The sequence below is a fragment of the Leptotrichia sp. genome (assembly GCF_057270615.1).
Genome location: NZ_DBHIXN010000006.1, coordinates 22,248 through 47,755, shown reverse-complemented (window position 1 = coordinate 47,755; position 25,508 = coordinate 22,248). Strand labels below are relative to the sequence as shown.

The following is a 25,508-nucleotide window of genomic DNA, read 5'->3' as shown; positions in this document are numbered from 1 at the left end:
ATTTAATCATCCTTTCTTTTTTAAATATATTAAAGCAAAAATAATCGTTACCCGAAACCTTTCAAATCCTCCTTTGAAATATTCAAATAATTTTTTAGTTTTTTCCATAAATTTTCCCATAGGCAATCACCTCTTATCATATTTTGGTTTTAATTCTCTCAATTTTATGATACCACATATTATTTAAAAACAAATAATAAAATTTATTAAAAATAATAGATTAATCAAATAATTTAACATTTCCAGAATAATAAAATAAATTTTTATTTTTATCTATTAAATAACAAGTCAATATGATATAATTTATCATAAAATATAAGTTTTATTATTTAAGTGGCAGATTTTTGAAAAATCATTAGATAACATAATCAAAGGGGGGATTATTATGAAAATAAAATATGTCATTATTTTTGTAATGCTGTTAATTGCGGGGAATTTTTTAAGACTTTTAATTGAGGATAAAAATATTCCTGAAATTGAAATTAATAAGGAAAAAAATTATAAAAAAGATAAGGCTAAGAAAGATACTGATTTGACAAAAAGTAATGTAAAATTTGATATTAACAGTATTGAGTATAAAGATTTGCTAAAGCTGGGGATTAATAAGAATAAGGCTGAAAGATTTATGAAATATCGGGACGAAGTTGGGATTATTAAAGATGTTAATGAAGTAAAGAATGTCTCTGGATTTGGAAAATCAGGACTAGAAATTGCTCAGAAATTTTTGTTTGTGGATAATGAAAAAATACAAAATTCTAGACAAAATTATGGGCGTGAAATAACTAAATATAATATTAATAAATTAAGTGAAAAAGAATTAAAAAAAATAGGATTTACAAATAAGGAAATAAAAAAATTACTTCCTGAAATTGAAAAAAATAACATAAGGTCAAATGTGGATTTGGAAAAGATTATTGGGAAAGAACGTTATGTAGAAATTGAAGATAAAATAAAATTTATAGAATAAAATTTAATATCATTTTATTTATTAGACTTGATTGAAAATTATATGCAATTTTATAATTAATAAAATAAATGTTCTAAAACAAAGGGACTTAAAAGTTATCGAATAGATATATTTGATAATAAGGCTTAATTTCTTGTTAAATCAGAACTTTTATTTAAATAAAACTTATGCTTAGCAAAAAAAATTATATAATTATTTTTTTATAAAAACTGCCACTTAGATATCTACTTATATTAATTTTAAATTATGCTCTAACTCATTCAAAATTAAGCTATTAAAAATCATATAAACTTAAAGTTTAGTCATAGTTTTTGAGTTCAGTTTTATTATATATACTTCGTTAAAAAATAAAAATTAAACAATGATAATTTATAATAAGTAAAATGTATTAAAAAGAAAGGAGTTTGATTATTTTTTTTAAAATAAAATAAAAAAATGAGTTTATTATCAGATATTGCAGTACCAATCGCAAAGTTGGTAAATATGAAAAAATATAAGGAAAAGGATTTTTTAAATCCAAGAAGAGATACAGATTTTTTGAATAAAAAAAATTTTGATAAATTGCTTACTGCTGATGAGCAGTTCATTGATGAATATCAAATTTTAACAGTTTTCGGTGAGAAAAGCTGTAACAGGCATATTATTTTTTTGCACGGCGGGGCTTATGTTATGCGTGCTGTTCGAGGGCATAAAAATATTATTGAAAAACTCGTAAAGAAATATCATTTGAAAGTTACATTTATTGACTATCCGCTTGCTCCTGAAAATACTGTGGAGAAAGCACATAAAGTTGTAATGGAAGCTTACAGAAAAATAACGAAAAAATATAAAAATGATGAGTTTTATTTATTTGGAGATTCTTCTGGCGGAGGGCTGGCACTTGCATTTTTGCAAAGATTAAAAAAAGAAAAACAGTTGCCTTTTTCAGAAAAAACTGTATTGATGTCGCCTTGGGTTGATGTTTCAATGACAAATAAGGAAATAGAGGAATTTGCAGAAAAAGATCCGCTTTTGCCGTTAAATGGGCTGATTGTAACTGGAAAGCAGTTTGCTGGGAAACTGGATGTAAAAGATCCGCTGATTTCGCCAATTTATGGAAATATGGATAATCTTGGGGAAATATTTCTTATTTTTGGAACAAATGAAATTTTGTATCCTGATTGCTTAAAATTAAGCGATATGCTGGAAATTGCAGTCGGAACAAGTGTAGAAATAAAAATTGGAGAAAATTTGTGCCATGACTGGATTTTAGCACCCCTTAAAGAAACAGAGGAAACTATTGATGAAATTGGAAAATTTTTTCTGAAATAATCAAAATTCTTCAAATTTAAATAAATTCTATAAAATCTCATTTCTATTTTTTTTTAGAGTTTATTATTATCCCAAAAAATAAAAAAAGGAACTTTAATTATGTCTAAAACAATTGAGAAAAAAAGTGATGAATATAACAACATTAGTAAAAAAATTAATCAGGAAAAACACAAGGAAATCCTTAAAATTCACAAAGAAATAAAAACTGGAATCAAAAAGGCTATAAAAGGTTATAAAAAGGCATGGAAAGGTACAGAGCAAGAGGTTTTTGCAGAAATGGCATTTTGCATCTTGACACCTCAGTCGAAGGCTAAAAACGCTTGGAAAGCTATTACAAATTTAGTGGAAAATGGACTTTTGTACAAGGGAAAAGCTGAAGAAATAGTCGAATTTTTAAATATTGTCAGATTTAAAAATAATAAGTCTAAATATTTGGTGGAATTTAGAAAATTAATGACAAGAGATGGAAAATTACAGCCAAAAAAAATTTTATCTGAAATTGGGGATACTTTTGAAAAACGAAAATGGATATTGAAAAACGTCAAGGGCATGGGACTAAAAGAGGCAAATCACGTGCTGCGAAATCTTGGATTCGGAGAAAATATTGCAATTTTGGATAGACATATTTTGAGAAATCTTGAGGCTCTTAATGTGATTGATGAAATTCCTAAGACAATAACTGAGAAAAAATATTATGAAATTGAAGAAAAAATGAGAGAATATTCAGACTTTGCAAAAATAAAAATGGATGAGCTAGACTTGGTTTTATGGTATAAAGAAGCTGGTGAAATTTTCAAATAATTTTTAAAATTCTGTAGTGAATTTTTCAAAAAAATATGGTAAAATACTAATGGAAATTTTTATAAATAATTAAATATATATAGGCATATCTATTTAAAAATTAATTTTTTTTAAGCAACAATTAAAAACAACGAAAGGAGCGGTTTTTTATGACCTCTAATTTAAAGCAACTAAAAAATGATATAAAAAAATATAATTTTAAAAAAAGCACAATTATCTTTGGATTAGCCGCACTACTAGTCAGCTGTGGTGGAGGCGGAGGCGGAGGTGGAGAAAGCGGTTCTACGACATCGGCTGCTACTCCTACACCTGCAAATCCAGCACCAGTAACAACAAAACCAACTGTAACAGCAAAAACTTCTAACATAGCTTGGAACTCTTCCACTCTTTCCTATGACAAAAATAATCCACATAATAATTCAAATACAACACTCACAGGTAATAATGTAAAAGTGGGAATTATTGACGTAGGATTTGAAAATTCAGCATTTAGTTCTGATCTTACGGAAAAATTTGGAACTCGTCTAACAAAACTTTCAGTTTCTGGATTTACCTCAGAAGCTACTGCAGACGATGACCACGGAATTGTTGTAGCAGATCTTGCAGCAGGATCTTCAGCAGGAATTGCTAAAGGAGCTAGTGTATACGTAATTGATGCAGCAAAAAGAAATACTGACAGCAATACAACCTATCCAAGCGTAAAATTAGAAATGTACCAAAAATTAAAAGATAATGGTGTAACTATTTACAACCAGTCATTTGGAATTGATGGACAAGTGACTGACTTTAATGCTGATTCTGCTTCAAGTCACTACTATGGACACCAAATTGGAAGTTCTATGCTTAATTTTTATAGAAATGAAGTAAACAATGGAGCATTATTTGTATGGTCTGCAGGAAATGACTCATCTGATTCACAGCCTACGCTTGAAGGAGGTTTGCCACATTTTGAAAGCGGACTTCAAAAAGGATGGATAAATGTAGTTGCATTAACTTCAAAAGATGAATCTAAACTAGGAGATACAAGTTGGGATAACTTAACTCCGCTATCGCCTGCAGGAGTTGCTAAAAACTGGTCTGTAACAGCTGTCGGAGATCAGACATTTACAATGAAAGGAAAAAGCTATATTGGTGGCGGATCTTCATTTGCAGCACCACTTGTAAGTGGAACGGCTGCCTTAATTAAACAAAAATATCCTTGGATGGATGGAGATTTAATTAGACAGACTATTTTATCAACTGCAACAGATATAGGAGCTGCTGGTGTCGATGACGTTTATGGATGGGGACTTTTAAATATTGACAAAGCGTTAAAAGGTCCTGCTTTATTTAGTAAACAGCTTGCGCTCGCAGATAACGTAACTATCAATATTCCAAGCGGAAGCTATATTTTCTCAAATGATATTTCAGGAGATGCAGGTGTAATTAAAAATGGATCTGGGGATTTAATCTTGTCTGGAAATTCTACATTCACAGGACCTACTACAGTAAATGCTGGAAGATTGCAAGTAAATGGTGTTTATTCTTCTTCAATTAACGTAAGAAAACAAGCTATTCTTTCAACAAACAATGCTGTTATTAAAAATGACATTACAAATAGTGGAACTATAGAAAATAACGGTTCTACAGAAGTTACTGGAAATTATTCGTCACTGGAAAATTCCAGAATTGTAACAGATTTAAATTCTAATATACACGTAAAAGGAAAAGTTACTTTAAGTAACACAAAACTTGAAGTAAAGCCTGAAGAAAATGGAGAAAGAAAATACATAACAGCTAACGGAACTACACAAAATGTAATCACATCAGATAACAAAATTGAAGGAAACTTTAATGATGTAAATACTGATGAAATGTTAAATGCCAATGTTAATCAAACTGAAAACTCTGTTTCTGCAAAAGTAAGCAGAAAAAATGTTCTAGACTATGTTGAAAAAATTTCAGATTCTGACGAAATGCAAAAAAATACTGCACAAAATTTAGAAACTGCTTTTCAAAAACTAGATCAGGACATTGAAGACGGAACAGCTGGAAATGTTGCACAATTTGAAAGAAAAGCCGCTAAATTACAAGCTCTTACTTCGTCAAGCAGAGCAGCCATTTTAGATAGCTTATCTGGACAAATTTATGCTTCAGCACAAGCATTGACTTTTCAACATTCACAAACTGTAAATAAAGACTTATCTAACAGATTGGTTATGTTAGGAACTCTTGATAATGTTGGAGACAAATTTGGATTATGGATTTCTGGATTAGGTGCTAACGGTAAATTAAAACAAGATGGATACGGTAAGGGAGATACTAAAGTATACGGTGGACAAGTTGGAGTTGATAAGCAATTTGGAGAAAACTTAATTTTAGGTACTGCTTTATCTTACTCAAAAGCTGATGTTAAATTTGACAGATATGGTGGAAAATCTGATGCTAATAACTTTGGGGCTTCATTATATGGAAGATTAGGAAATAAGAATATTCCAGTTTATTTGCAAGGACGTTTAGGAATTGGATTTGTTGACAGTGATGTTGAAAGAGATATTATTTTAAGTAATAATGATTATACAAGAGCTAAAATTAATCATAATGATAAAGTTTATTCTGGATATTTAGAAACAGGATATGATGTCAAAAATAATAATGGAGACTTTGTTGTAACGCCATTTGCAGGATTAACTCACGATACTGTTGTAAGAGGTTCATTCTCTGAAGAAAAAAGTCAGTTTGGATTAACCGCTGATAAGAAAAACTATAATCAAACTGCTGCATTAGTTGGGCTTAGAGTTGGAAAAGCTGTAAATTGGAAAGGTGGAAGCAAAACTACATTCCAAGGCTATGTAACACATCAAAGAGCTTTCAATAAACAGGATTTAAGTTTTGATGCAAGATATACTGGACTTCCAGGAGCAAAATTCAAAGTAAAAGGTATTGGACTTGCTAAAAATAAAACTTGGGCTGGAGTTGGAGCATTGACAGAAGTAAACAAAGATTTTGGATGGTATGTAAACTATGATGGCTCTGTTGACAGCGGAAAAGGCAAAGGAAACAATAACGTATTTACAACTGGAGTAAGATTTAATTTCTAATTTAAAATTTAAAATTTAGATTTGTTGACTTTTTACATAACGAATGTTATAATACTTTAAAAATAATAAAAATGGAGGTTTTATCATGAAACAAAATACTTTAATCAGCAACATTATAAAAATCGAAACAAAAGAAAAAGAAACTTTTAAAAATATTCTTTTAGTGTTAGGTGGAGTTGCATTTTTATCAATAATGTCTCAAGTTTTGATTCCGCTTCCTTATACTCCTGTACCAATTTCACTTGGAACATTTGGAGTAACATTAATGGCGTTACTATACGGAAGAAAATTAGGAACTGCAACTATACTTTCATACGTTGCAGCAGGTAGCTTAGGTGCTCCAATTTTTGCTGGAGGTAAAGCTGGTTCATTATTCTCACCAACTGGCGGATATATTTTAGGATATATTATAGCTACAATAATCTTAGGATACTTATCTGACAAAGGTGTTACAAAATCTTATGTAAAAACATTTTTATCATTATTACTTTCAAGTGCTATTATTTTAACGCTTGGATCAATAGTGTTGTCATTATTTTTACCTGGTAAAAATGCATTTATGGTTGGTGTTTTGCCTTTCCTTCCTGGAGATGCATTAAAATCAACTACTGTAACACTTTTACTTCCAACATTGTGGAAATTTATTCCAAAAAATGATAAAACAGAAGACAAATAATTAATCAAAGATTCCCGTTTTAAAAAATTTTTTTGAACGGGAGTTTTTTTGTAACTAATGTTACACTGTTATTTAAAAAAATGTTATACAATATAAATGGAGAGAACTTAGTGATTTAGTATTACACTCGAACTCATCAAATTAAACTGTTAAAAATCATATAAACTTATGTTTTGAGTAAAATAGTCATAGTTTTTGAGTTCGGTTTTAAATCAGTTTTACTATAATCCCATTTAAATAAAATATTATTTTTAATTTTTTAATGGAATTTAGTATAAAATTGATATGAATTGGCTATACCGTCATATCTTTCGATTTTCGATTTCAAAGTACATTTTATAATATTCAGATAAAAATTCTGATATTATTAGATGTACTTTTTTATTTTTGCAGGATTGCTCATTGCCGCAAATCCTACAACCTATGGCTAGTCTACGACACTTTTCTGTACTGAGAAAAAACTCGCTATGCTCGAACAGTTTTACCAGCACAGGAAAATCCCCCGACGGATTATTTATACTAGACTTTTTTTTAATGAAAATTATATTTTAATTATTTGAAAATATTAGGTTTATATCCTTTATAAAAAAAGTTTGTAATAAATTCGTTATTTAAATGGGGTTTAAATATTCGCTTTTTAAACGAGAAATAATATTATTATAAATTGATTTACCAAAAAAAATTTAAATATCAAAAAAATATCTTGACAATCAAAGTATTTAGTGTTAATATAATATCGTAATTAGGTTAGACTAATTTTTAATTAGGTTGAACTAAAAACAGGAAGGAGGTCAAATGAGCAGAAGTATAGAAGATTACTTAAAGGGAATATATGCTTTAAAAAGAAAAAAAGAATACTCTAACAAAAAACTTGCAGAATATTTAAATATTTCTCCAGCATCAGTAAGTGGAATGATAAAAAAATTAGAAAATGATAATTATCTTACTGTTGATAAAAAAACTGTTAATCTTACTGAAAAGGGAAATAGATTTGCACTAGATATTATACGTAAACATAGAGTTTGGGAAGTTTTTTTATTTGAAAAGCTAGGATATGATAAAAAGGAAGTTCATAAAGAAGCTGAAATTTTAGAGCACGTAACAAGTAACAAACTTCTTAAAAAATTGGAAAAGTTTTTATTCTATCCAAAGGAGTGTCCTCATGGAAAACCAATTTTTTATGATTTTGAGGACTTTGATGGAGAAAATATCATAAAACTATCAGAAGCCAAAGAAAATGATGAAATTGTCATACTAAGTGCAGATGATAATATCGAGTTACATGACTATTTACGAGATTTGGATATACATTTGAAGGAACAGTATATTGTGAAAAAAAAAGATCCATTTAATGGACCGATATATTTGAAAAGTGAGCAAAATAATGAAAAAATACTGGCTTTTAATGCGGCAGACATGATTGAGGTTTATAAAAAAAATGAAGATATGGAGGAAACAGATTATGAGTAAAAATAATGTACTTAAAAAATTGAATTTGGTAATTGCAGTATGTGTGGCAATGATGTTGTTAATATCTTGTGGAAAAGGTGGAGCTGCATCAGGGAAAAAAATAAAAGTTACAACAACAACAACAATGCTTACTGACCTTGTAAAAACAATAGGTGGAGATAAAGTTGAAGTTACAGGGCTTATGGGAGAAGGAGTAGATCCGCATCTATACAGTGCCAGTGCAGGTGATATTGAAAAACTTGGAAATGCTGACATTATAGTGTATGGTGGACTGCATTTGGAAGGTAAAATGACAGAAATTTTTGAAAAATTAACTTCTCAAAATAAAAATATATTAAATGTTGGGGACAAGCTGGATAAAAGTAAAGTTCATTTAGTTGACCAAAATACTCCTGATCCACATGTATGGTTTAATACAGAATTATGGGGAAAAGAAGCCGAAGCTGTAGAAGCTGCATTAAGTAAATATGACCCTAAAAACAGCACATATTATAAAGAAAATTTAAAGAAATACAAAACTGAACTGAACGAACTGACAACTTATGTAAAAACAAGAATTAATGAAATTCCTAAAAAAAGCAGAGTACTTGTAACAGCTCACGATGCCTTTAACTACTTTGGAGAACAATTTGGACTGGAAGTAAAAGCTATACAAGGTGTTTCTACAGATTCTGAAACTGGTACAAAAAATATAAGTGATTTGGCTAATTTCATAGTTGAAAGAAATATAAAAGCAATATTTGTAGAATCTTCTGTTCCGAAAAAAAGTATAGAAGCACTGCAAGAAGCTATAAAGGCTAGAGGAAAAGAAGTTAAGATAGGTGGGGAATTGTATTCAGACTCGCTAGGAGATAAAGCACATAATTCTGAAACTTATATTAAAACTGTTAAGGCAAATGCTGATACCATTGTAAATGCTTTAAAATAAATATTAAGCAAAATTTCGTTAAAGAAAAAAGAACTGTTTAAGCTAAATTAAAAATGTCGTGATTTTTTGGAAATAAAATTGATTGTTTGAGCGAAGTCTCACGTAGCAAGTTTCAATTTTGTTTTCAAAAAATGCTTAGACAAGCGGGGATGCAAGGGTATGGCGATTGATACCCTTGCTATAATTAAAGAAATAACATAAAAAATTAAAGGAAATTATTTATTAACAACGATTTATTTTATAAAAATACAAAATGATTATTAAAAATTAAGACAAAATTAGACATTAAATAAAAATAAATTTACACAAAAGAATAGTTTTACAATTTAGAAGAAGGAGGAAAGATGAATCAAAATGTTTCTGATGATGTTATTATAAAAGTTGAGGATTTGACAATAGCTTATGAGGATAAACCCGTTTTATGGGATGTTGAGCTTGGAATAAAAAAAGGAATCCTTATGGCGATTGTTGGTCCAAACGGGGCGGGAAAATCTACCTTAATTAAGGCTATGCTTGACTTGATAAAGCCTGTTACTGGAGAAGTCAGATTTTACGGAGAAAAATATAGCAAGGTAAGGGATAAAATTGCTTACGTGCCTCAAAGAGGTAGTGTTGACTGGGATTTTCCTACTACTGTATTTGATGTTGTGGAAATGGGGCGTTACGGGAAAGTTGGATGGCTAAAGAAAGTTAGAAAAATTGATAAGGAAAAGACTAAGGAAGCTATTCACAAAGTTGAAATGGATGAATTTATGGATAGACAAATAAGCCAACTATCTGGTGGTCAACAGCAAAGAGTCTTTTTAGCAAGAGCATTAGTCCAAGAAGCTGAAATATATTTTATGGATGAGCCTTTTCAAGGTGTTGACACTAAAACTGAAAAATCTATTGTAAATATTTTAAAAAAATTGAGAAATGAGAAAAAAACAGTAATTGTTGTTCACCATGATTTGCAAACTGTAAAAGATTATTTTGATTATGTAACATTTATAAATGTTTCTGTTGTAGCTTCTGGACCTGTTGAAGAAGTATTTACTCCTGAAAATATCGAAAAAACATATAAAAGTAAAAAAGTTATTCAAAATAATGTAGAGGAGGATTAACATGAACATATTAAATCTTCTTATAACTGACCATACTTTTAGAACAGTTGCACTTGGATGCTCATTGCTCGGAATGGTTTCAGGAATATTGGGATGCTTTGCAGTTTTACGAAAACAGAGTTTACTAGGTGATGCTGTTTCGCATGCTTCACTTCCTGGAGTTTGTTTGGCTTTTTTGCTAACAGGTGTAAAAAATACTGAAATTTTACTATTTGGTGCATTAATAACAGGAATTATCTGTATTGGAATAATTCAGGTAATCCAAAATTATACAAAGATAAAATTTGACAGTGCTTTAGCATTGATTTTATCCGTATTTTTTGGATTAGGTTTAGTTCTGCTTTCTTATATGAATAAATTACCAGGGGCAAATAAATCTGGGCTGAATAAATTTATTTTTGGACAGGCTTCTACATTTATCAAAAGAGATGTTGATATTATTTTTATTACAGGAATTATTCTTCTGATTATAATTATTCTTTTCTGGAAAGAATTTAAAATTGTTTCATTTGACTCTGATTTTGCCAAAACATTGGGATTTCCAAGTAAAAAAATTGAAATACTAATTTCTGTATTAATTGTAACTACTGTAATAATCGGTATTCAAGCAGCAGGAGTAATATTAATAAGCGCAATGATTATTTCACCAGCAGTTGCAGCAAGGCAATGGACAGACAAACTTTCAATTATGGTAATTTTATCAGCTATTTTTGGTGGCATATCAGGTTTGCTTGGAACTTTGATAAGCATAAGCGAAAACAATTTGCCAACTGGACCTATTATAGTTATAATCATAAGCATAATAGTAGTTACTAGCATTTTATTTTCAAATAAAAGAGGTATTATTTTTAAAATTATAAGAAACAAAAAGCGAAAAAAAGAATTTATAAAAAAATTAAAAATAAAAAAAACTGAAATAAACAGTTTGGAAAGGGGAAAATAAATTATGAATTTTGCGTTGGAAATACAGCTTATTGCGATAATGGTAGCTAGTGCCTGTTCTATTTTGGGAACTTTTCTAGTCTTAAAAAGTATGTCGATGGTTTCAGATGCGATTACACATACTATTTTACTTGGAATTGTAATAGCATTTTTTGCAGTTCATGACTTGAATTCTCCTTTATTAATTATTGGTGCAGGAATAGTTGGCGTTTTAACAGTTTATCTTGTAGAGCTTCTTAACTCTACAAAACTTGTAAAAGAAGATTCAGCAATCGGAGTGGTTTTTCCACTACTATTTAGCATTGCTGTAATCTTGATTTCAAAATACGCTGGAAATGTGCATTTGGATTTAGATTCAGTATTACTTGGAGAATTGGCATTTGCACCATTTAATCGTGTACAAATATTAGGACTTAGCATTCCAAAAGGATTTGTTACAACTTTAATTGTATTTTTAGTAAATCTATCATTTATTACTATATTCTTCAAAGAGCTAAAAATTTCAGTATTTGACAAAGCTTTAGCATTGACACTTGGAATGAAGCCAATACTAATTCATTATATGCTGATGTCGCTTGTATCAATGACGGCTGTGGCTTCATTTGAAGCAGTAGGTTCAATATTAGTCGTTGCATTTATGATAGGACCTCCGATTACAGCATATTTATTAACTGATAAATTAAAAGTTATGGTTGGATTAAGTATTTTGATAGGTGCATTATCAAGTATCATAGGCTTTCATTTTGCAAGGCTTTTTGATGTTTCGATTGCTGGAAGCATCGCAGTAGTAATAGGATTAATTTTTCTTTTAACATTAATTTTTTCTCCTAAAAAAGGTTTAATTTTTACAATTAACCGTAAAAAGAATCAAAAGATGATTTTTTCGGTTAGAATTCTTTTAATCCATTTATATAATCATGCAAATACTAAACAAGAAAAAGATGAATGTGGAACTAATACAATCGACAATCATCTTCGTTGGAACAAAAACTTTTTAAATAAAGTTATTGAAAAAGCCAAAAAAGAAAAATATATTTATGTAGATAGCAATGTTTTCAAAATCTCTGAAAAAGGAAAAAAATATTTATTAAACATTTAATCCTAAATCTGAATAGTTTTGAATATAGTATAAAAACAAAAATATGGATTGCTTTTTTATAAATTGTAAAAAGCAATTCTTTTTTATTTATTTTACACTTCTTATACTGTTGTTGGATTTATTATATATATGATTAAAAAAAGATAAATAAATTTTTTTTATCATAATTAATGGTATAAGAAATGAAAAATTTTGGAAAAAATGGGGATTTGTGGAATTATATATTTTTTTTATGAAACTTGAAAAACACAAAATATTGTGTTATTATTATGTTATAAAAACAATATATTGTGTTTTAGATTTGAAAAAATCTAAATGAATTTCAAGTATATTTAAAGGGATAAGGGAAATTGGTGGTTTGCGAAAAAATAAAAAAAGTATGAAAGTAAAAATAAGGGAGGAATAAAAATGCAACCACAATTAACAGAAAATTTAAAAAATATAATATCAGGAATAGTGAATGTTGAAAGTAACGATACATGTAATGAAAATGCAAACATGTCTTCAATGACACCAGCGGGGCAAATGATGAAATTCGCAAGTGAAGTATCAAAAATTTACGCTTTGGAAAATTTAGTTTCACCAAGATTTAAGGAAGCTCATGAAAAGGGGCTTATTCATATTCACGATTTGGATTTTTATTCCAGCAAGACTACAACTTGCCTGCAATATGACTTGGCAGATATGTTTGAGAATGGTTTTTATACTAAGCATGGATATATTCGGGAAGCACAAAGCATTTCCACTTATGCAACGCTTGCTACCATTATTTTTCAGACAAATCAGAATGAACAGCATGGAGGACAGGCAATACCAGCATTTGACTTCTATATGGCAAAAGGTGTGCTAAAATCATTTAGACGTCATTTAAAAAGAAGAATTTTAAGCTTTGTAGAAATCAAAAATGGAGTAGAAATTACACAAGAATACGAAAAAAATGCAAAAGAATTTTTGAAAAAAAATGTTTCTTCAATTAAATGCAATGAAAATGAAATAAAATTACTGGAAGAATACTTTAAAATAAATAGAGATGATTTAATTAAATTGCTAGTTGAGGCTTATGATGATACTCAAAATGAAACTTATCAAGCAATGGAAGGATTTTTGCACAATTTGAACACAATGCATTCTCGTGGTGGAAATCAAGTTGTATTTTCTTCAATAAATTATGGAACTGATACTTCAGAAGAAGGCAGAATGGTCATCCGTGAATTATTAAAGGCTACATCAAGTGGGCTTGGTAAAAATGAAACTCCAATCTTTCCAATACAAATTTTTAAAGTAAAGGAAGGTCTTAATTATTCTGAAAAAGACTATGATTTAGCTAGAAACGATTTTGATGGAGTTTTAGAAACTGTAAAAAAACAAAAAGTTTCTTATGAAGATAATCCAGAAAATAAAAAGTCACTTTTTGAAACACCAAATTTTGATTTATTATTATTATCTTGTGAAACTTCAAGCCGAAGATTATTTCCAAATTTCGTATTTTTAGATTCAGAATTTAACAAACACGAAAAATGGAGAATGGATGATCCAGGAAGATACAAATATGAAATCGCAACAATGGGATGTCGAACACGTGTATTTGAAAATGTAAATGGTGAAAAAACTAGTCTTGGACGTGGAAACTTGTCTTTTACAAGTATTAATTTTCCAAGAATTGCAATTTTAACTAGAAAAAATGTGGAAAAAGAAATTGCAGAAATGGAAAAAAATGGAAAATTTGCAAATGAAGAAGAAAAAAATAATAAAAAAATCGAACTTTTGACAGAAGAATTTCAAAAAAGAGTGCTGGAAGCAACATATTTAGTTGGAGATCAGCTTTATGAACGTTACAATTTCCAAAGAACAGCTTTGGCAAAACAATTTCCATTTATGAGAAGCAATAATTTATGGAAAGGACTTGGCGAAAAGGATGGAAATGATGAAGTTGGAGATGCGATAAATACAGGTTCTCTTTCAATTGGTTTTGTTGGAGGGGCAAATGCGATGTATGCTTTATTTGATGCGGAACATGGAACAAGTGAAGTTGCTTATAATGTGCTTTATGATACAGTTAAAAAAATGGGTGCAGTTGCAGATGAATTTAGAGATAAATATCATTTAAATTATTCAATTTTGGCAACTCCAGCAGAAAGCCTAGCAGGAAGATTTTTACGTATAGATAGAGATGAATTTGGAGTAATAAAAAATGTTACAGATAGAGATTACTACGTAAATTCATTTCACATTGATGTAAAAAAAGAAATTAGCCTTTTTGACAAAATTAGAAAAGAAGCTCCATTTCATAAATTGACAAGAGGTGGGCATATCACTTATGTGGAATTGGATGGGGAAGCACGAAAAAATATAGGTGTTATGTTAAAAATTGTAAAAGTTATGAAAGATTCTGGAATTGGTTATGGCTCAATAAATCATCCAGTTGATAGATGCAGAGATTGTGGAACAGAAGCAATAATTTATGATAAATGCCCAATTTGTGGAAGCCATAATATTTCTAGAATTAGAAGAATAACAGGTTATCTGACAGGAGATTTAGACAGCTGGAATAGTGCTAAGCAAGCTGAAGAGCACGACAGAGTAAAACACGGTATAAAATAAATATATAAATTATAACAGCGAGGTAATTTAAAGTGAATAAACTAAAGACAGAAAAAGAAAAAACTTTAGAAAAAAAAATTTCAAGAACTCCAAAAAATGACTTTACACTAAAAATCTTAACAACTTACAAGGAAACAATCGTTGACGGTGTCGGTCTTCGTTATTCACTTTACTTTGCTGGCTGTTCTCATGCCTGTCCTGGCTGCCATAACGAATATTCATGGAATCCAAATCACGGAAATACTCTAACTTATGAAATTTTAGAAAAAATTGCCAATGAAATAAATGAAAATACTCTGCTTGATGGAATTACAATAAGTGGTGGCGATCCCCTCTTTAATCCAACAGATATGTTAAAAGTATTGAAATTCTTGAAGGAAAAGACAGGAAAGAATATATGGCTTTATACGGGTTATACAATTGAACAGATTCGCTGTGATGAATTGCGAAAAAAATGTCTTGAGTATGTAGATGTGCTAGTTGACGGGCGATTTGTAAAAGAGCTTTATGATCCGAAACTAAAATTTAGGGGAAGCAGTAATCAAAGAATTATAAAAAAGGAAGATTTTTTTATTAAATAGATTTATTTGATAATTTTATAAATACATATTTTAAATTAATTAACGAATAAGTCTATTTTTTTTTATAAAATTTTATCCAAAAAACATTTCATATTCTCATATCAAAAGAAAAATTAATGTAAAAATATATAGAAAAAACTTAAAAATAATGATAAAATATTTATGTATAATTATGTTTTATAAAAAAATTTAATATATAGAGGTGAAAAGTGAAGGAAAAAATTATTATTATCGATTTTGGTTCACAATATAGCCAGCTAATTGCTAGAAGAATTAGGGAAATGGAAGTTTATTGTGAAATTGTACCTTTAATTGATATTGAAAAAATAAAAACTGGGAAAGAAAAGGTAAAAGGGATTATATTCTCTGGAGGGCCTGCTTCAGTTTATGAAAAAGATGCTCCAACTGTAAATCCAGAAGTATTTAACCTAAATCTTCCTATTTTGGGAATCTGCTACGGAATGCAGCTAATTACACATTTAAATGGTGGAAAAGTTGAAAAAGCTGATTCAAGGGAATTTGGAAAGGCTATCTTGGAAGTGGAAAATAATAATAATCCATTATTTACAGGAGTTAAAAAATCTTCTAACATCTGGATGAGCCACAATGACCACATCACAGAATTACCAAAAGATTTTGAAGTAATTGCAAAAACTGATTCATCAATTGCTGCAATTACAAATAACAATGGAATTTACGCATTGCAATTCCATCCAGAAGTAGTTCATTCTGAATGTGGAACTCAAATTTTGGAAAATTTTGTATTTAACATTTGTAAATGTGAAAAAAATTGGAAAATTTCAAGTTTTATTACTGAAAAAACAAAATTTATAAAAGAAACTGTTGGAGATGAGCATGTACTTCTTGCCCTTTCAGGTGGAGTAGATTCATCAGTTGCTGCAGTTCTTATTAACAATGCAATTGGACATCAGCTTACTTGCATGTTTGTAGATACTGGACTTTTGAGAAAAGACGAAGGAAAAAAAGTATTGGAATACTACAAGGAACATTTTGATCTGAATATTGTATTTGTTGATGCAAAAGACAGATTTCTAAATAAATTAAAAGGTGTAGATGAACCTGAAGCTAAAAGAAAAATCATTGGAAATGAATTTATTGAAGTGTTTAACGAAGAAATCAGAAAACTTAAAGGTCAAGAAGGTGCAAAATTTTTGGCACAGGGAACAATTTATCCAGATGTTATTGAATCTCAATCTATAAAAGGACCTTCTCACACAATAAAATCCCATCACAATGTTGGAGGATTGCCAGAAGACTTGCAATTTGAATTATTAGAGCCTTTAAAGGAATTGTTTAAGGATGAAGTTAGAAAGGTAGGACACGAGCTTGGACTTCCTGATACAATCATAAAAAGACATCCATTCCCAGGTCCAGGACTTGGAATCCGTGTAATTGGAGAAGTAACGCCTGACAAAGTAAAAATCCTTCAAGAAGCCGATGATATTTTCATTACTGAATTAATGGAAAAAGGACTTTATGATAAGGTAGATCAAGCATTTGTAACATTACTTCCTGTAAAAACTGTCGGAGTAATGGGAGATCAAAGAACTTATGAATTTGTAGCGGCAATTCGTTCAGTAAATACAATTGATTTTATGACAGCCACTTGGTCAAAACTTCCTTATGAATTTCTGGAAGAGGTGTCAAATAAGATTATAAACAAAGTAAATGGGATTAATAGAATTGTGTACGATATTTCTTCTAAACCGCCTGGAACAATTGAGTGGGAATAATTCAATTTATAATTAAAATAAAGTTTCACTATACAAGCAAAAATTAATATTAAATTAATTTTAGATATTCTAAAAACTAAAATTTTTATGCTATAAATAATATAGTAAACAAAAGGAGAGATAAAAAATGAAAAATTTAAAAATTACAGTAAGTGCAATGGTTGTTATGATGTCTATTTCTGGAATGTCTGCAAGTTTTAGATTCTTTAAAAAGAAAAAAAGTGATGACAAACCGGCTGTAACAGCTCCAGCACCTGCAAAATCAACATCATCAAATCCAGCAGCAGATTTTTGTGCAAGTCAAGGTGGAAGATCTGTTAATGTAAGAAGTAGTAAAGGTAACTATGATGTTTGTCTGTTAAATGATGGAACAGCCGTTGAAGAATGGGATTATTATAGACAAAACAATACTCCAAGAAATATTGAAGCAGCAGTAATAGGATCACCAAATCCAGCTTCTAAATTCTGTGTTGACAAAGGTGGAAAATCTGATATTGAAAAAGATAAAAATGGAAATGAAAGAGGGGTATGCAGATTCAATAACGGTACAAAAGTTGATGAATGGGAATACTACAGAGAAAATAATTAATTTTAACAAATAACAGGCAAGAAATTTCAGTTTCTAAAAGCGGGAGCAGTTCATTAAAGATGGCAAGTTTTTAATTTGCCATTTTTTTATATACTCAAACCTATTTAAAATTAAACTATTAAAGATCATATAAATTCAGGGTTTGAGTAAAATAGTCATAATTCTTGAGTTCAGTTTTAAAGCAGTTTTACTATAAAATAAACAAGGGGCTTTTAACCCCTTGCTAAAAAATATTTAATACATTAAATTTATAATTTTATTATCTCTCGCTTCGTTTTTTTAATGCTGCTTCTATCCATCCTGTAAACAACGGATGTGGACGATTTGGACGGCTCTTAAATTCTGGATGATATTGTGAAGCTATGAAATATGGATGATCTTTTATTTCAATTACTTCTACATAATTTCCGTCTGGAGATAATCCTACAATGTCCATTCCAGCTTTTTCAAATTCTTCTCTGTAAGCATTGTTAAATTCATATCTATGTCTATGTCTTTCAGCAATTTCAGTTTTTCCATAAACTTTTGAGGCCAAACTATCTTCTTTTAATACACAAGGGTATGCTCCTAGACGCATTGTTCCTCCCATGTCCTTAAGTCCTTTCTGTTCTTCCATAAGACTGATAATTGGATAATCTGTATCTTTATCAAATTCTGTTGAAGTAGCATTCTTGTATCCCAGTATATTTCTTGCAAATTCCACACATGCCATTTGCATTCCAAGACAAATTCCCAAAAATGGAATGTTATTTTCTCTTGCAAACTTAATTGCTTCAACTTTTCCATCAACTCCCCTGTCACCAAATCCACCTGGTACTAGAATTCCATCATAATCTGCCAATTTTCTCACATCAAATTCTCCAGCCTTAAAGTAATCAATCTCAACTTTTGTGTCAAGATTAAATCCTGCATGTTCTATTGATTCATGAATACTTATATAAGCATCTTTTAATTCAACATACTTTCCGACAACTGCCACTTTTACAAGTTTTTTAGGATTTTTAAATTTTTCAACCATTTTAGTCCATGCAGTTAATAATGGTTTTTCATTTTTTATTTTAAAATGTTTACAAATTACATCTGCAAGTCCTAATTTTTCCATAGTTAATGGTATTTCATAAAGGCTTTCTGCATCAAGTGATTCAATAACTGCTTCTTCATCAATATCACAAAAAAGTGAGATTTTTTTCTTAATATTTCCATCAACAGGATGTTCACTTCTCACTACAATTACATCTGGTGAAATTCCAAGCCCTTGAAGCATTTTTACACTATGTTGTGTTGGTTTTGTTTTTAACTCCCCTGCAGCTTTCAGATATGGTAATAATGTCACATGAATATAAGCAATGTTATCTCTTCCAACTTCTCTTTTCAATTGACGAATTGCTTCAATAAATGGATCGCTTTCAATATCTCCGATAGTTCCACCAATTTCAGTAATTACAATATCCGAATTATTTTCTTCAGCAGCTTTTATAACATTGTACTTAATTTCATCTGTAACATGAGGTACTGTTTGAACTGTTCCTCCCAAAAATTCTCCTCTACGTTCTTTTGCAATAATTTTTGACATAATTTTTCCTGTTGTTAAATTATTATATTTTGTCAAATTCTCATTAATAAATCTTTCATAATGTCCTAAATCCAAATCTGTTTCTGCTCCATCTTCAGTTACAAAAACTTCTCCATGCTGATAAGGACTCATAGTTCCAGGATCTACATTTATATATGGATCGAATTTTTGAATTGTAACTTTATATCCCCTTTCTTTCAATAATCTTCCTAATGAAGAAGCCACAATTCCTTTTCCAAGTGATGAAACAACTCCACCTGTAACAAAAATATATTTCGTAGTAGTAGTATTATGCTTACCCATTTTTTCCTCCTATTTTTATTTCTAATTTTATCTATTTAATTTTTTATATTCTATATTTAATTCATAAATATTTTTGGCAATTTTACAAAAACATCACTTTATTCACTAAGTTATCATTTTTTAAATTATTTAATCAATTTTATTTTAATCAGAAGAATCAATCTCCATCTATCTGCACCATGCTTTACACAAACATTTTTTATAAAGAAAAAATAAGACTCAATTTTAAATAAAGACTATTTTACCAATTAACCAAATATAATTCAAAATTTACTTCAAAATCTAAAACAGTTATTTTTTCTTCAACAAAATTATATTGTTTTCCCACAAAAAAAGATGAAAAAAAAAATTTTCACCTTTTTTAAACAAGTTTTATTTGTATTAGTCTAAAGGAATTATCCTAAATTTAGGATAATTCCAAATTCAACTTTTATTTTTTAATTTTCAATCTTTGGATAACTATCTTGCAGCTCCAGCTTTGTAAGCTCCATTTGCTCCAAATACGTTTCTAATTTTATCTTTATAGTATTCTTTCATATAATCTTTTGCAGGCCCTAAATATTTTCTTGGATCAAATTCTCCTGGTTTTTTAGCGAATACTTCTCTGATTCCTGCTGTGAAAGCCAATCTTCCATCAGTATCTACATTAATTTTAGCTACTGCTGATTTAGCAGCTTTTCTTAATTCTGAATCAGGGATACCAATTGCATCTGCAATTTGTCCACCATATTGATTAATCATTTCAACGAATTGGTGTGGTACAGCTGATGAACCATGTAATACGATTGGGAATCCAGGAATTCTTTTTTCAATTTCTGCCAAGATATCCAATCTTAATTTAGGATCTTCACCTGGTTTAAATTTGTGAGCTCCGTGAGAAGTTCCAATTGCGATTGCTAATGAATCAACACCAGTTTTAGATACGAAATCTTCAACTTCTTCAGGTTGAGTGTAAATATGTTCAGCTGCTTCTACATCATCTTCGATTCCAGCTAAAACTCCTAATTCAGCTTCAACTGTAACATCGTGTTGGTGAGCGAAATCAGCAACTTGTTTTGCTTCTGCTACGTTTACGTCGTAAGGGTGGTGAGAACCATCATACATTACTGATGAGAATCCGTATTCGATACAGTCTTTTGCTTCAGCAAAATTTGGACCATGATCCAAGTGCAATGCTACTGGAATATCTGATCCAGCTGCTTCTACATAAGCTGTTGCAGCTTTTGCAAGCCAAGGTAACATTTCTTTACCAATATATTTTCTAGCACCTGTTGATACTTGAAGAATTACTGGTGCTCCTTCTTCAACACATGCTTCAATAATTCCTTGTAATTGTTCCATATTGTTGAAATTAAAAGCAGGTACCGCATAACCTTCTTTGTTTGCTTTAGCAAACATTTCTTTAGTATTTGCTAATCCTAATTCTTTGTAATGATATTTCATTATTACGCCTCCTAATATTTATTAATTAGTTAAATTCATTAATTATATGTTACCAAATTTTTCTATAAAAATCAATAGATAACAAAAAATAATTGTATAAAATTATTAATTTATTTTATTTTGCTCTAGCAAATCTTCCACGGTCATTTTTTTTCTAAGTACATTTTTATCTGTAAAACCTGGAATACCATCAACCCTTCCACGTCTTGAAACTTGCCAAATTATCCATCTATTATGTTCTTTTATTCTAGGAAAATATTTATAATCTGTAATCCATATTTTATTTTTGGGAAATTCACCTTTTATATACGCATTATAAGTATTATAATTTACATAAAAAATTACTCTTTTTTTATAATGTTTTTCAAGTTTTTCAACCATTTCTCCCAAATTTTTTATTACACTCTTTTTTTTGTACTTTTTTGTAGATATTTCCAAATCAATAATTGGTGGCAATGTTTTGTCAGAATCAGGAACTTTACTTATATAAAAATCAGCTTGTGCTGCTCCACTGCTTGTCATTGTGAAAAAATGATATGCCCCAACTACAAAGCCATTTAATCTGGCATTATTCCAATTATACAAAAAATCTGTATCAAGAAAGTTCTGTCCTTCAGTTGCCTTTAAAATAATAAACTTATACTTTGGATCTACACGAGTCCAGTTTACTTTTTCCTGATGATGTGAAATATCCAGTCCCTGTGTATTATAACCTGCCATTTGTGCCAAAATCTCATTGTGGTACAAATATCCGTTAATTTCCAAAAAAACTGCTATACCTCCAACAATTATTACAATTATCAAAAATTTTATAAATTTTTCCATATTTTCTCCATTCAGTTATTTAATAACAAAATTTTTTCAAAGTAGCTCAAAATTGCTCAAAGTATTTAAAATATATTTGAATCTTTTGAAAATTGAACTGTTAAAAATTATATAAACTTAAAGTTTGAGTAAAATAGTTATAATTTTTGAGTTCGGTTTTAAATTAGTTTACTATACTTTAACTTTGCATTATTGAGCTTAATTTTTGAGCATTTTTGACAGTTTTGGAAAAAATCAAATTAATTTGATATTTAATTTATAGCTTTTGTTATTTTATAACTGTCATTCCGCCCATATACGGCACCAATACTTCTGGAATCTTTATAGTTCCATCTTCTTGCTGATAATTTTCCATAATTGCAAGCAATGTTCTTCCTACAGCAAGTCCTGATCCATTTAATGTGTGCACAAAATGACTTTTTTTCGTTTCTTTATCACGATATTTAATCATAGCTCTTCTTGCTTGAAAATCTTCAGTATTTGAGCAAGAAGAAATTTCTCTATATTTATTTTGGCTAGGCACCCAAACTTCCAAATCATAAGTTTTTGCAGCACTAAATCCTAAATCTCCACTGCAAAGTGCCACTACTCTATATGGCAAATTCAATTTTTGCAAGATTTTTTCTGCACTATTTACCATTGATTCAAGTTCGTCATAAGAAGTTTCTGGTTTCACAATTTTTACCATTTCAACTTTATTAAATTGATGTTGACGAATAAGCCCTTTTAAATCACGACCACCTGAACCAGCTTCTTTTCTGAAACAAGCCGTATATCCACAGTAATGTTTAGGCAATTCTTCTTCGTCTAAAATTTCTCCATTATGTAAATTTGTAAGCGTTACTTCTGCTGTTGGGATTAAATACATTTCTTCCCCTTCGATTTTGTAAGCATCATCAGCAAATTTAGGAAGTTGTCCAGTTCCAACCATCATTTCTTTTTTTACAAGTTGTGGCGTGAAAATTTCTTCAAAATCTTCTTCTTGAGTGTGAACATCAATCATAAAAGCAATTAACGCTCTCTCAAGTCTAGCAGCCGCATTTTTATAAACTGTAAATCTTGAACCACCTAATTTTGCTCCTCTTTCAAAATCCAAAATTCCAAGATTAACTCCTAATTCATCGTGAGGCTTTATTTCAAAGTCAAATTCTCTTGGAGTTCCCCATTTTCTTACTTCTACATTTTCATCTTCATCTTTTCCAATTGGAGTTGTATCACTTAATTTATTTGGAATTGTATAGGCAAGTTGTACTTGTTTTTCATCAATTTCAGTCACTCTTTGATCCAATTCCTTAATTTTTGCACTTACTGTTTGCATTCTGGCAAGTAATTCAGCAGGATCTTTTCCTTCTTGCTTATATTTCCCAATTAATGAACTTGATTCATTTCTTTCCTTTTTTAACATTTCAACTTCCTGAAGCAAGTTTCTTCTATCTTCATCAAGTTTTAACAATGAATCCAAATCAAAGTCACTATTTCTATTTTTTAAATCTTGTTTGATTTTTTCAGCATTTTCTCTTATGTATCTCATTTCTAACATAATTTTTTATTTCCTTTCTAAAATATTTATATTTAATTTATTTAAGTGAACTAAAAATTTTCAAGATATGTATATAATACTTTTTTACTTTCACTTAAATTTTCAAAATCATAATTTTTATCAAATTCTATTTTTTTTACATTTTGAATATTATATTTTTCCACAATTTTGTCAAAGTTTTCCACATAAATTTTTTTGTAAAGTTCATCAACGTGATTTTCCACAAAATAATTTAAGTTTTCCACATTTTCAAAATTTAAAAATACTAAATCAGATTTTGTAAAATAATTTAAAATATTTTTTATTACCTCATCTATTTTATCACGAATTTCATTAAATTTCGAGTTATTTTCAATTTCTATTTTTTCTATTATTTTTTCTGCAAAAAAAGTTTTTACAAACTTATTTGTATCCATTAAAATCAAAGAATAACTATACAATATTTCAAAAAATTTATTTCTATTTCGATATAATAATTCATTCCCCAATTTTACTGCAAAAATTGACTCCTTATTAAAAATACTTCTTCTAAATCCATCTACTAATTTCTGCATTTCAATTTTGCTTACTCTTTCTATTTTTTTCTCTTTTCCCTTAAACGTTTCCAAGAACTGTTCGCTTATAATTTTTTTTATATTTTTGTTTTTTTTATTCGCATCAAAATAAATATATGCCAGTTCAAGTATAAATGATGGCTCTTTTTCAATAATTTTAAAATTTTTATCAACCTGAAAATATTTTGGTTTTTCAAAGTGATTTTTATATTTTAAAATAAATTCTGAAAAATTTTCTATATTTAAAAATACATTTTCACTTTCCAGATTTTTATTCTCAGTCAAAATTTAATTCCTCCTTTCTGCTCAAACTCTATTTTTATTTTTTATATTACTTTCCCTCTTTAGCAATTTTAAATTCCATTTTCAAAATCATTAAATTTTCTATATTTTTATCAATTTTTACAATATCCTTTTCCGTTGTCAAAATATAGTCATAATTTTCAGATTTTTTCTTTATTTCTGAAATTTCTTCATTTGTATAAACGTGATGATCTGTAAATTTTATTTCGTCAATATTACTCGGATTCAATTTTTTTATTGTTTGATAAAACACGGCTGGATTAGCAATTGAAGAAAAAATCATCAAATTTTTATTTTGAATAGCTTCCAAAGGAAATTTCTCATTTTCAATTTTATTTCTGCTATTTATTTTACCAAATTTTTCATTATTTTCAAAGTTTAATTTGTAAAAATAACTTTCCTCGAAAGTAGCAACAGAAATTGGTTTTTCATATTTTACCAGCCTTTCCTTAATTTTCCCAATTTCTTCTTCCAAAACATAGTTACTTTTCGTAATAATAATTTCATCAGCCCTTTTCAAAGCATTAAGTGATTCCCGCAATCGACCTTTTGGTAAATAATCGTCCATTCCAAAAGGATTGGTTGCATCAATCAAAATGATATTTTTATCTTTCTTTAATTTTCTATGCTGAAAGCCATCGTCCATAATAATTGTCTCCACACCGCATTTTTCTTTTAAAAAAGTTGCACCTTCATAACGATTTTTACAAACTACGACAGGAATTTGAAAATTTAAGGCATGTAAATAGGCTTCATCTCCCGATTCTTTCGGATTAGCATAAATCTTTTTTTCATCTCGCACGAGCAATAAATCTGTTTTCCGTTTTCCCTTGTAGCCTCGGCTCAAAATTCCAACTTTTTTATTTTTTTCTAAATATTTTTGAACAAAATACTGCACAGCTGGGGTTTTCCCAGTCCCGCCTGCCACAATATTTCCAATACAAATTATTTCCACTCCATCAACTTTTTTTTCTTTAAAAATTTTTAAATCATAAAGTTTATTTCGTAAAAATACGATAAATCCATATATAATTGATAATAATTTCATTAATCTTTCCTCAATCT

Annotated in this window: 20 protein-coding genes; 14 read left to right on the top strand and 6 right to left on the bottom strand. The window is 29.2% G+C overall.

Going from position 1 to position 25,508, the window contains the following annotated elements:
• The first annotated feature begins 385 nt into the window (after positions 1–385).
• The 14 genes from ACO409_RS02325 (at position 386) to ACO409_RS02260 (ending at position 17,902) form a co-directional block, all read left to right on the top strand.
• Entirely contained in the window at positions 386–967 is a 582-nt protein-coding gene (locus ACO409_RS02325; RefSeq protein WP_485554461.1) for a helix-hairpin-helix domain-containing protein, read from the top strand.
• Between the two features lie 435 nt (positions 968–1,402).
• On the top strand, positions 1,403–2,278 hold the full coding sequence (locus ACO409_RS02320; RefSeq protein WP_485554459.1) for an alpha/beta hydrolase fold domain-containing protein: 876 nt from the start codon (positions 1,403–1,405) through the stop codon (positions 2,276–2,278).
• A gap of 99 nt (positions 2,279–2,377) precedes the next feature.
• Positions 2,378–3,079, top strand: a complete 702-nt coding sequence (locus ACO409_RS02315; protein WP_485554457.1) for an N-glycosylase/DNA lyase — start codon at positions 2,378–2,380, stop codon at positions 3,077–3,079.
• A 149-nt stretch (positions 3,080–3,228) separates the two neighbouring features.
• A complete protein-coding gene (locus tag ACO409_RS02310) occupies positions 3,229–6,159 on the top strand; it encodes an autotransporter outer membrane beta-barrel domain-containing protein (protein WP_485554455.1) in 2,931 nt (976 codons plus the stop codon).
• Between the two features lie 85 nt (positions 6,160–6,244).
• On the top strand, positions 6,245–6,835 hold the full coding sequence (locus ACO409_RS02305; RefSeq protein WP_485554453.1) for a biotin transporter BioY: 591 nt from the start codon (positions 6,245–6,247) through the stop codon (positions 6,833–6,835).
• A gap of 795 nt (positions 6,836–7,630) precedes the next feature.
• On the top strand, positions 7,631–8,305 hold the full coding sequence (locus ACO409_RS02300; RefSeq protein WP_485554451.1) for a metal-dependent transcriptional regulator: 675 nt from the start codon (positions 7,631–7,633) through the stop codon (positions 8,303–8,305).
• The gene (locus ACO409_RS02295; protein WP_485554449.1) at positions 8,298–9,233 is read left to right on the top strand and encodes a metal ABC transporter solute-binding protein, Zn/Mn family; all 936 of its coding nucleotides are present in this window, start codon (positions 8,298–8,300) and stop codon (positions 9,231–9,233) included. The genes ACO409_RS02300 and ACO409_RS02295 overlap by 8 nt, the downstream gene beginning before the upstream one ends.
• A gap of 344 nt (positions 9,234–9,577) precedes the next feature.
• Positions 9,578–10,336, top strand: a complete 759-nt coding sequence (locus tag ACO409_RS02290; RefSeq protein WP_485554447.1) for a metal ABC transporter ATP-binding protein — start codon at positions 9,578–9,580, stop codon at positions 10,334–10,336.
• Between the two features lies 1 nt (position 10,337).
• Complete coding sequence (locus tag ACO409_RS02285) at positions 10,338–11,279, top strand: metal ABC transporter permease (RefSeq protein WP_485554445.1); 942 nt, start codon at positions 10,338–10,340, stop codon at positions 11,277–11,279.
• Between the two features lie 3 nt (positions 11,280–11,282).
• Positions 11,283–12,377, top strand: coding sequence for a metal ABC transporter permease (locus ACO409_RS02280; protein ID WP_485554443.1), 1,095 nt, complete (start codon positions 11,283–11,285; stop codon positions 12,375–12,377).
• A 408-nt stretch (positions 12,378–12,785) separates the two neighbouring features.
• Positions 12,786–14,978 (top strand): anaerobic ribonucleoside triphosphate reductase, encoded by a 2,193-nt coding sequence (locus ACO409_RS02275; RefSeq protein WP_485554441.1) that lies wholly within the window; start codon positions 12,786–12,788, stop codon positions 14,976–14,978.
• A 32-nt stretch (positions 14,979–15,010) separates the two neighbouring features.
• On the top strand, positions 15,011–15,559 hold the full coding sequence (gene nrdG / locus ACO409_RS02270; protein WP_485554439.1) for an anaerobic ribonucleoside-triphosphate reductase activating protein: 549 nt from the start codon (positions 15,011–15,013) through the stop codon (positions 15,557–15,559).
• 209 nt (positions 15,560–15,768) lie between these two features.
• The gene (gene guaA / locus ACO409_RS02265) at positions 15,769–17,313 is read left to right on the top strand and encodes a glutamine-hydrolyzing GMP synthase (protein WP_485554437.1); all 1,545 of its coding nucleotides are present in this window, start codon (positions 15,769–15,771) and stop codon (positions 17,311–17,313) included.
• A 127-nt stretch (positions 17,314–17,440) separates the two neighbouring features.
• Positions 17,441–17,902 (top strand): putative hemolysin, encoded by a 462-nt coding sequence (locus ACO409_RS02260; protein WP_485554435.1) that lies wholly within the window; start codon positions 17,441–17,443, stop codon positions 17,900–17,902.
• Positions 17,903–18,161: 259 nt separating this feature from the next.
• Here the strand turns inward: ACO409_RS02260 and pyrG are convergent, their stop codons facing one another.
• The 6 genes from pyrG to lpxK all read right to left on the bottom strand — a co-directional run bounded on the left by pyrG (position 18,162) and on the right by lpxK (position 25,491).
• The gene (pyrG, locus tag ACO409_RS02255; protein WP_485554433.1) at positions 18,162–19,778 is read right to left on the bottom strand and encodes a CTP synthase; all 1,617 of its coding nucleotides are present in this window, start codon (positions 19,776–19,778) and stop codon (positions 18,162–18,164) included.
• Between the two features lie 459 nt (positions 19,779–20,237).
• Entirely contained in the window at positions 20,238–21,221 is a 984-nt protein-coding gene (locus ACO409_RS02250) for a class II fructose-bisphosphate aldolase (RefSeq protein ID WP_485554431.1), read from the bottom strand.
• A 105-nt stretch (positions 21,222–21,326) separates the two neighbouring features.
• Entirely contained in the window at positions 21,327–22,046 is a 720-nt protein-coding gene (locus ACO409_RS02245; RefSeq protein ID WP_485554429.1) for a glycoside hydrolase family 25 protein, read from the bottom strand.
• Between the two features lie 268 nt (positions 22,047–22,314).
• Complete coding sequence (serS, locus tag ACO409_RS02240; RefSeq protein ID WP_485554427.1) at positions 22,315–23,586, bottom strand: serine--tRNA ligase; 1,272 nt, start codon at positions 23,584–23,586, stop codon at positions 22,315–22,317.
• A gap of 50 nt (positions 23,587–23,636) precedes the next feature.
• A complete protein-coding gene (locus ACO409_RS02235; RefSeq protein WP_485554425.1) occupies positions 23,637–24,425 on the bottom strand; it encodes a hypothetical protein in 789 nt (262 codons plus the stop codon).
• A 46-nt stretch (positions 24,426–24,471) separates the two neighbouring features.
• The gene (gene lpxK, locus ACO409_RS02230) at positions 24,472–25,491 is read right to left on the bottom strand and encodes a tetraacyldisaccharide 4'-kinase (RefSeq protein WP_485554423.1); all 1,020 of its coding nucleotides are present in this window, start codon (positions 25,489–25,491) and stop codon (positions 24,472–24,474) included.
• Between the last annotated feature and the right edge of the window lie 17 nt (positions 25,492–25,508).

What these genes read in the sequence shown, in the direction of transcription:
- ACO409_RS02300 (WP_485554451.1), top strand. Translation starts at nt 7,631, where the DNA reads ATGAGCAGAAGTATAGAAGATTACTTAAAGGGAATATATGCTTTAAAA.
- ACO409_RS02285 (WP_485554445.1), top strand. Translation starts at nt 10,338, where the DNA reads ATGAACATATTAAATCTTCTTATAACTGACCATACTTTTAGAACAGTT.
- ACO409_RS02250 (WP_485554431.1), bottom strand. Translation starts at nt 21,221, where the DNA reads ATGAAATATCATTACAAAGAATTAGGATTAGCAAATACTAAAGAAATG.
- ACO409_RS02280 (WP_485554443.1), top strand. Translation starts at nt 11,283, where the DNA reads ATGAATTTTGCGTTGGAAATACAGCTTATTGCGATAATGGTAGCTAGT.
- ACO409_RS02275 (WP_485554441.1), top strand. Translation starts at nt 12,786, where the DNA reads ATGCAACCACAATTAACAGAAAATTTAAAAAATATAATATCAGGAATA.
- ACO409_RS02290 (WP_485554447.1), top strand. Translation starts at nt 9,578, where the DNA reads ATGAATCAAAATGTTTCTGATGATGTTATTATAAAAGTTGAGGATTTG.
- serS (WP_485554427.1), bottom strand. Translation starts at nt 23,586, where the DNA reads ATGTTAGAAATGAGATACATAAGAGAAAATGCTGAAAAAATCAAACAA.
- ACO409_RS02305 (WP_485554453.1), top strand. Translation starts at nt 6,245, where the DNA reads ATGAAACAAAATACTTTAATCAGCAACATTATAAAAATCGAAACAAAA.
- ACO409_RS02315 (WP_485554457.1), top strand. Translation starts at nt 2,378, where the DNA reads ATGTCTAAAACAATTGAGAAAAAAAGTGATGAATATAACAACATTAGT.
- ACO409_RS02320 (WP_485554459.1), top strand. Translation starts at nt 1,403, where the DNA reads ATGAGTTTATTATCAGATATTGCAGTACCAATCGCAAAGTTGGTAAAT.
- ACO409_RS02260 (WP_485554435.1), top strand. Translation starts at nt 17,441, where the DNA reads ATGAAAAATTTAAAAATTACAGTAAGTGCAATGGTTGTTATGATGTCT.
- ACO409_RS02245 (WP_485554429.1), bottom strand. Translation starts at nt 22,046, where the DNA reads ATGGAAAAATTTATAAAATTTTTGATAATTGTAATAATTGTTGGAGGT.
- ACO409_RS02295 (WP_485554449.1), top strand. Translation starts at nt 8,298, where the DNA reads ATGAGTAAAAATAATGTACTTAAAAAATTGAATTTGGTAATTGCAGTA.
- ACO409_RS02310 (WP_485554455.1), top strand. Translation starts at nt 3,229, where the DNA reads ATGACCTCTAATTTAAAGCAACTAAAAAATGATATAAAAAAATATAAT.
- lpxK (WP_485554423.1), bottom strand. Translation starts at nt 25,491, where the DNA reads ATGAAATTATTATCAATTATATATGGATTTATCGTATTTTTACGAAAT.
- pyrG (WP_485554433.1), bottom strand. Translation starts at nt 19,778, where the DNA reads ATGGGTAAGCATAATACTACTACTACGAAATATATTTTTGTTACAGGT.
- ACO409_RS02325 (WP_485554461.1), top strand. Translation starts at nt 386, where the DNA reads ATGAAAATAAAATATGTCATTATTTTTGTAATGCTGTTAATTGCGGGG.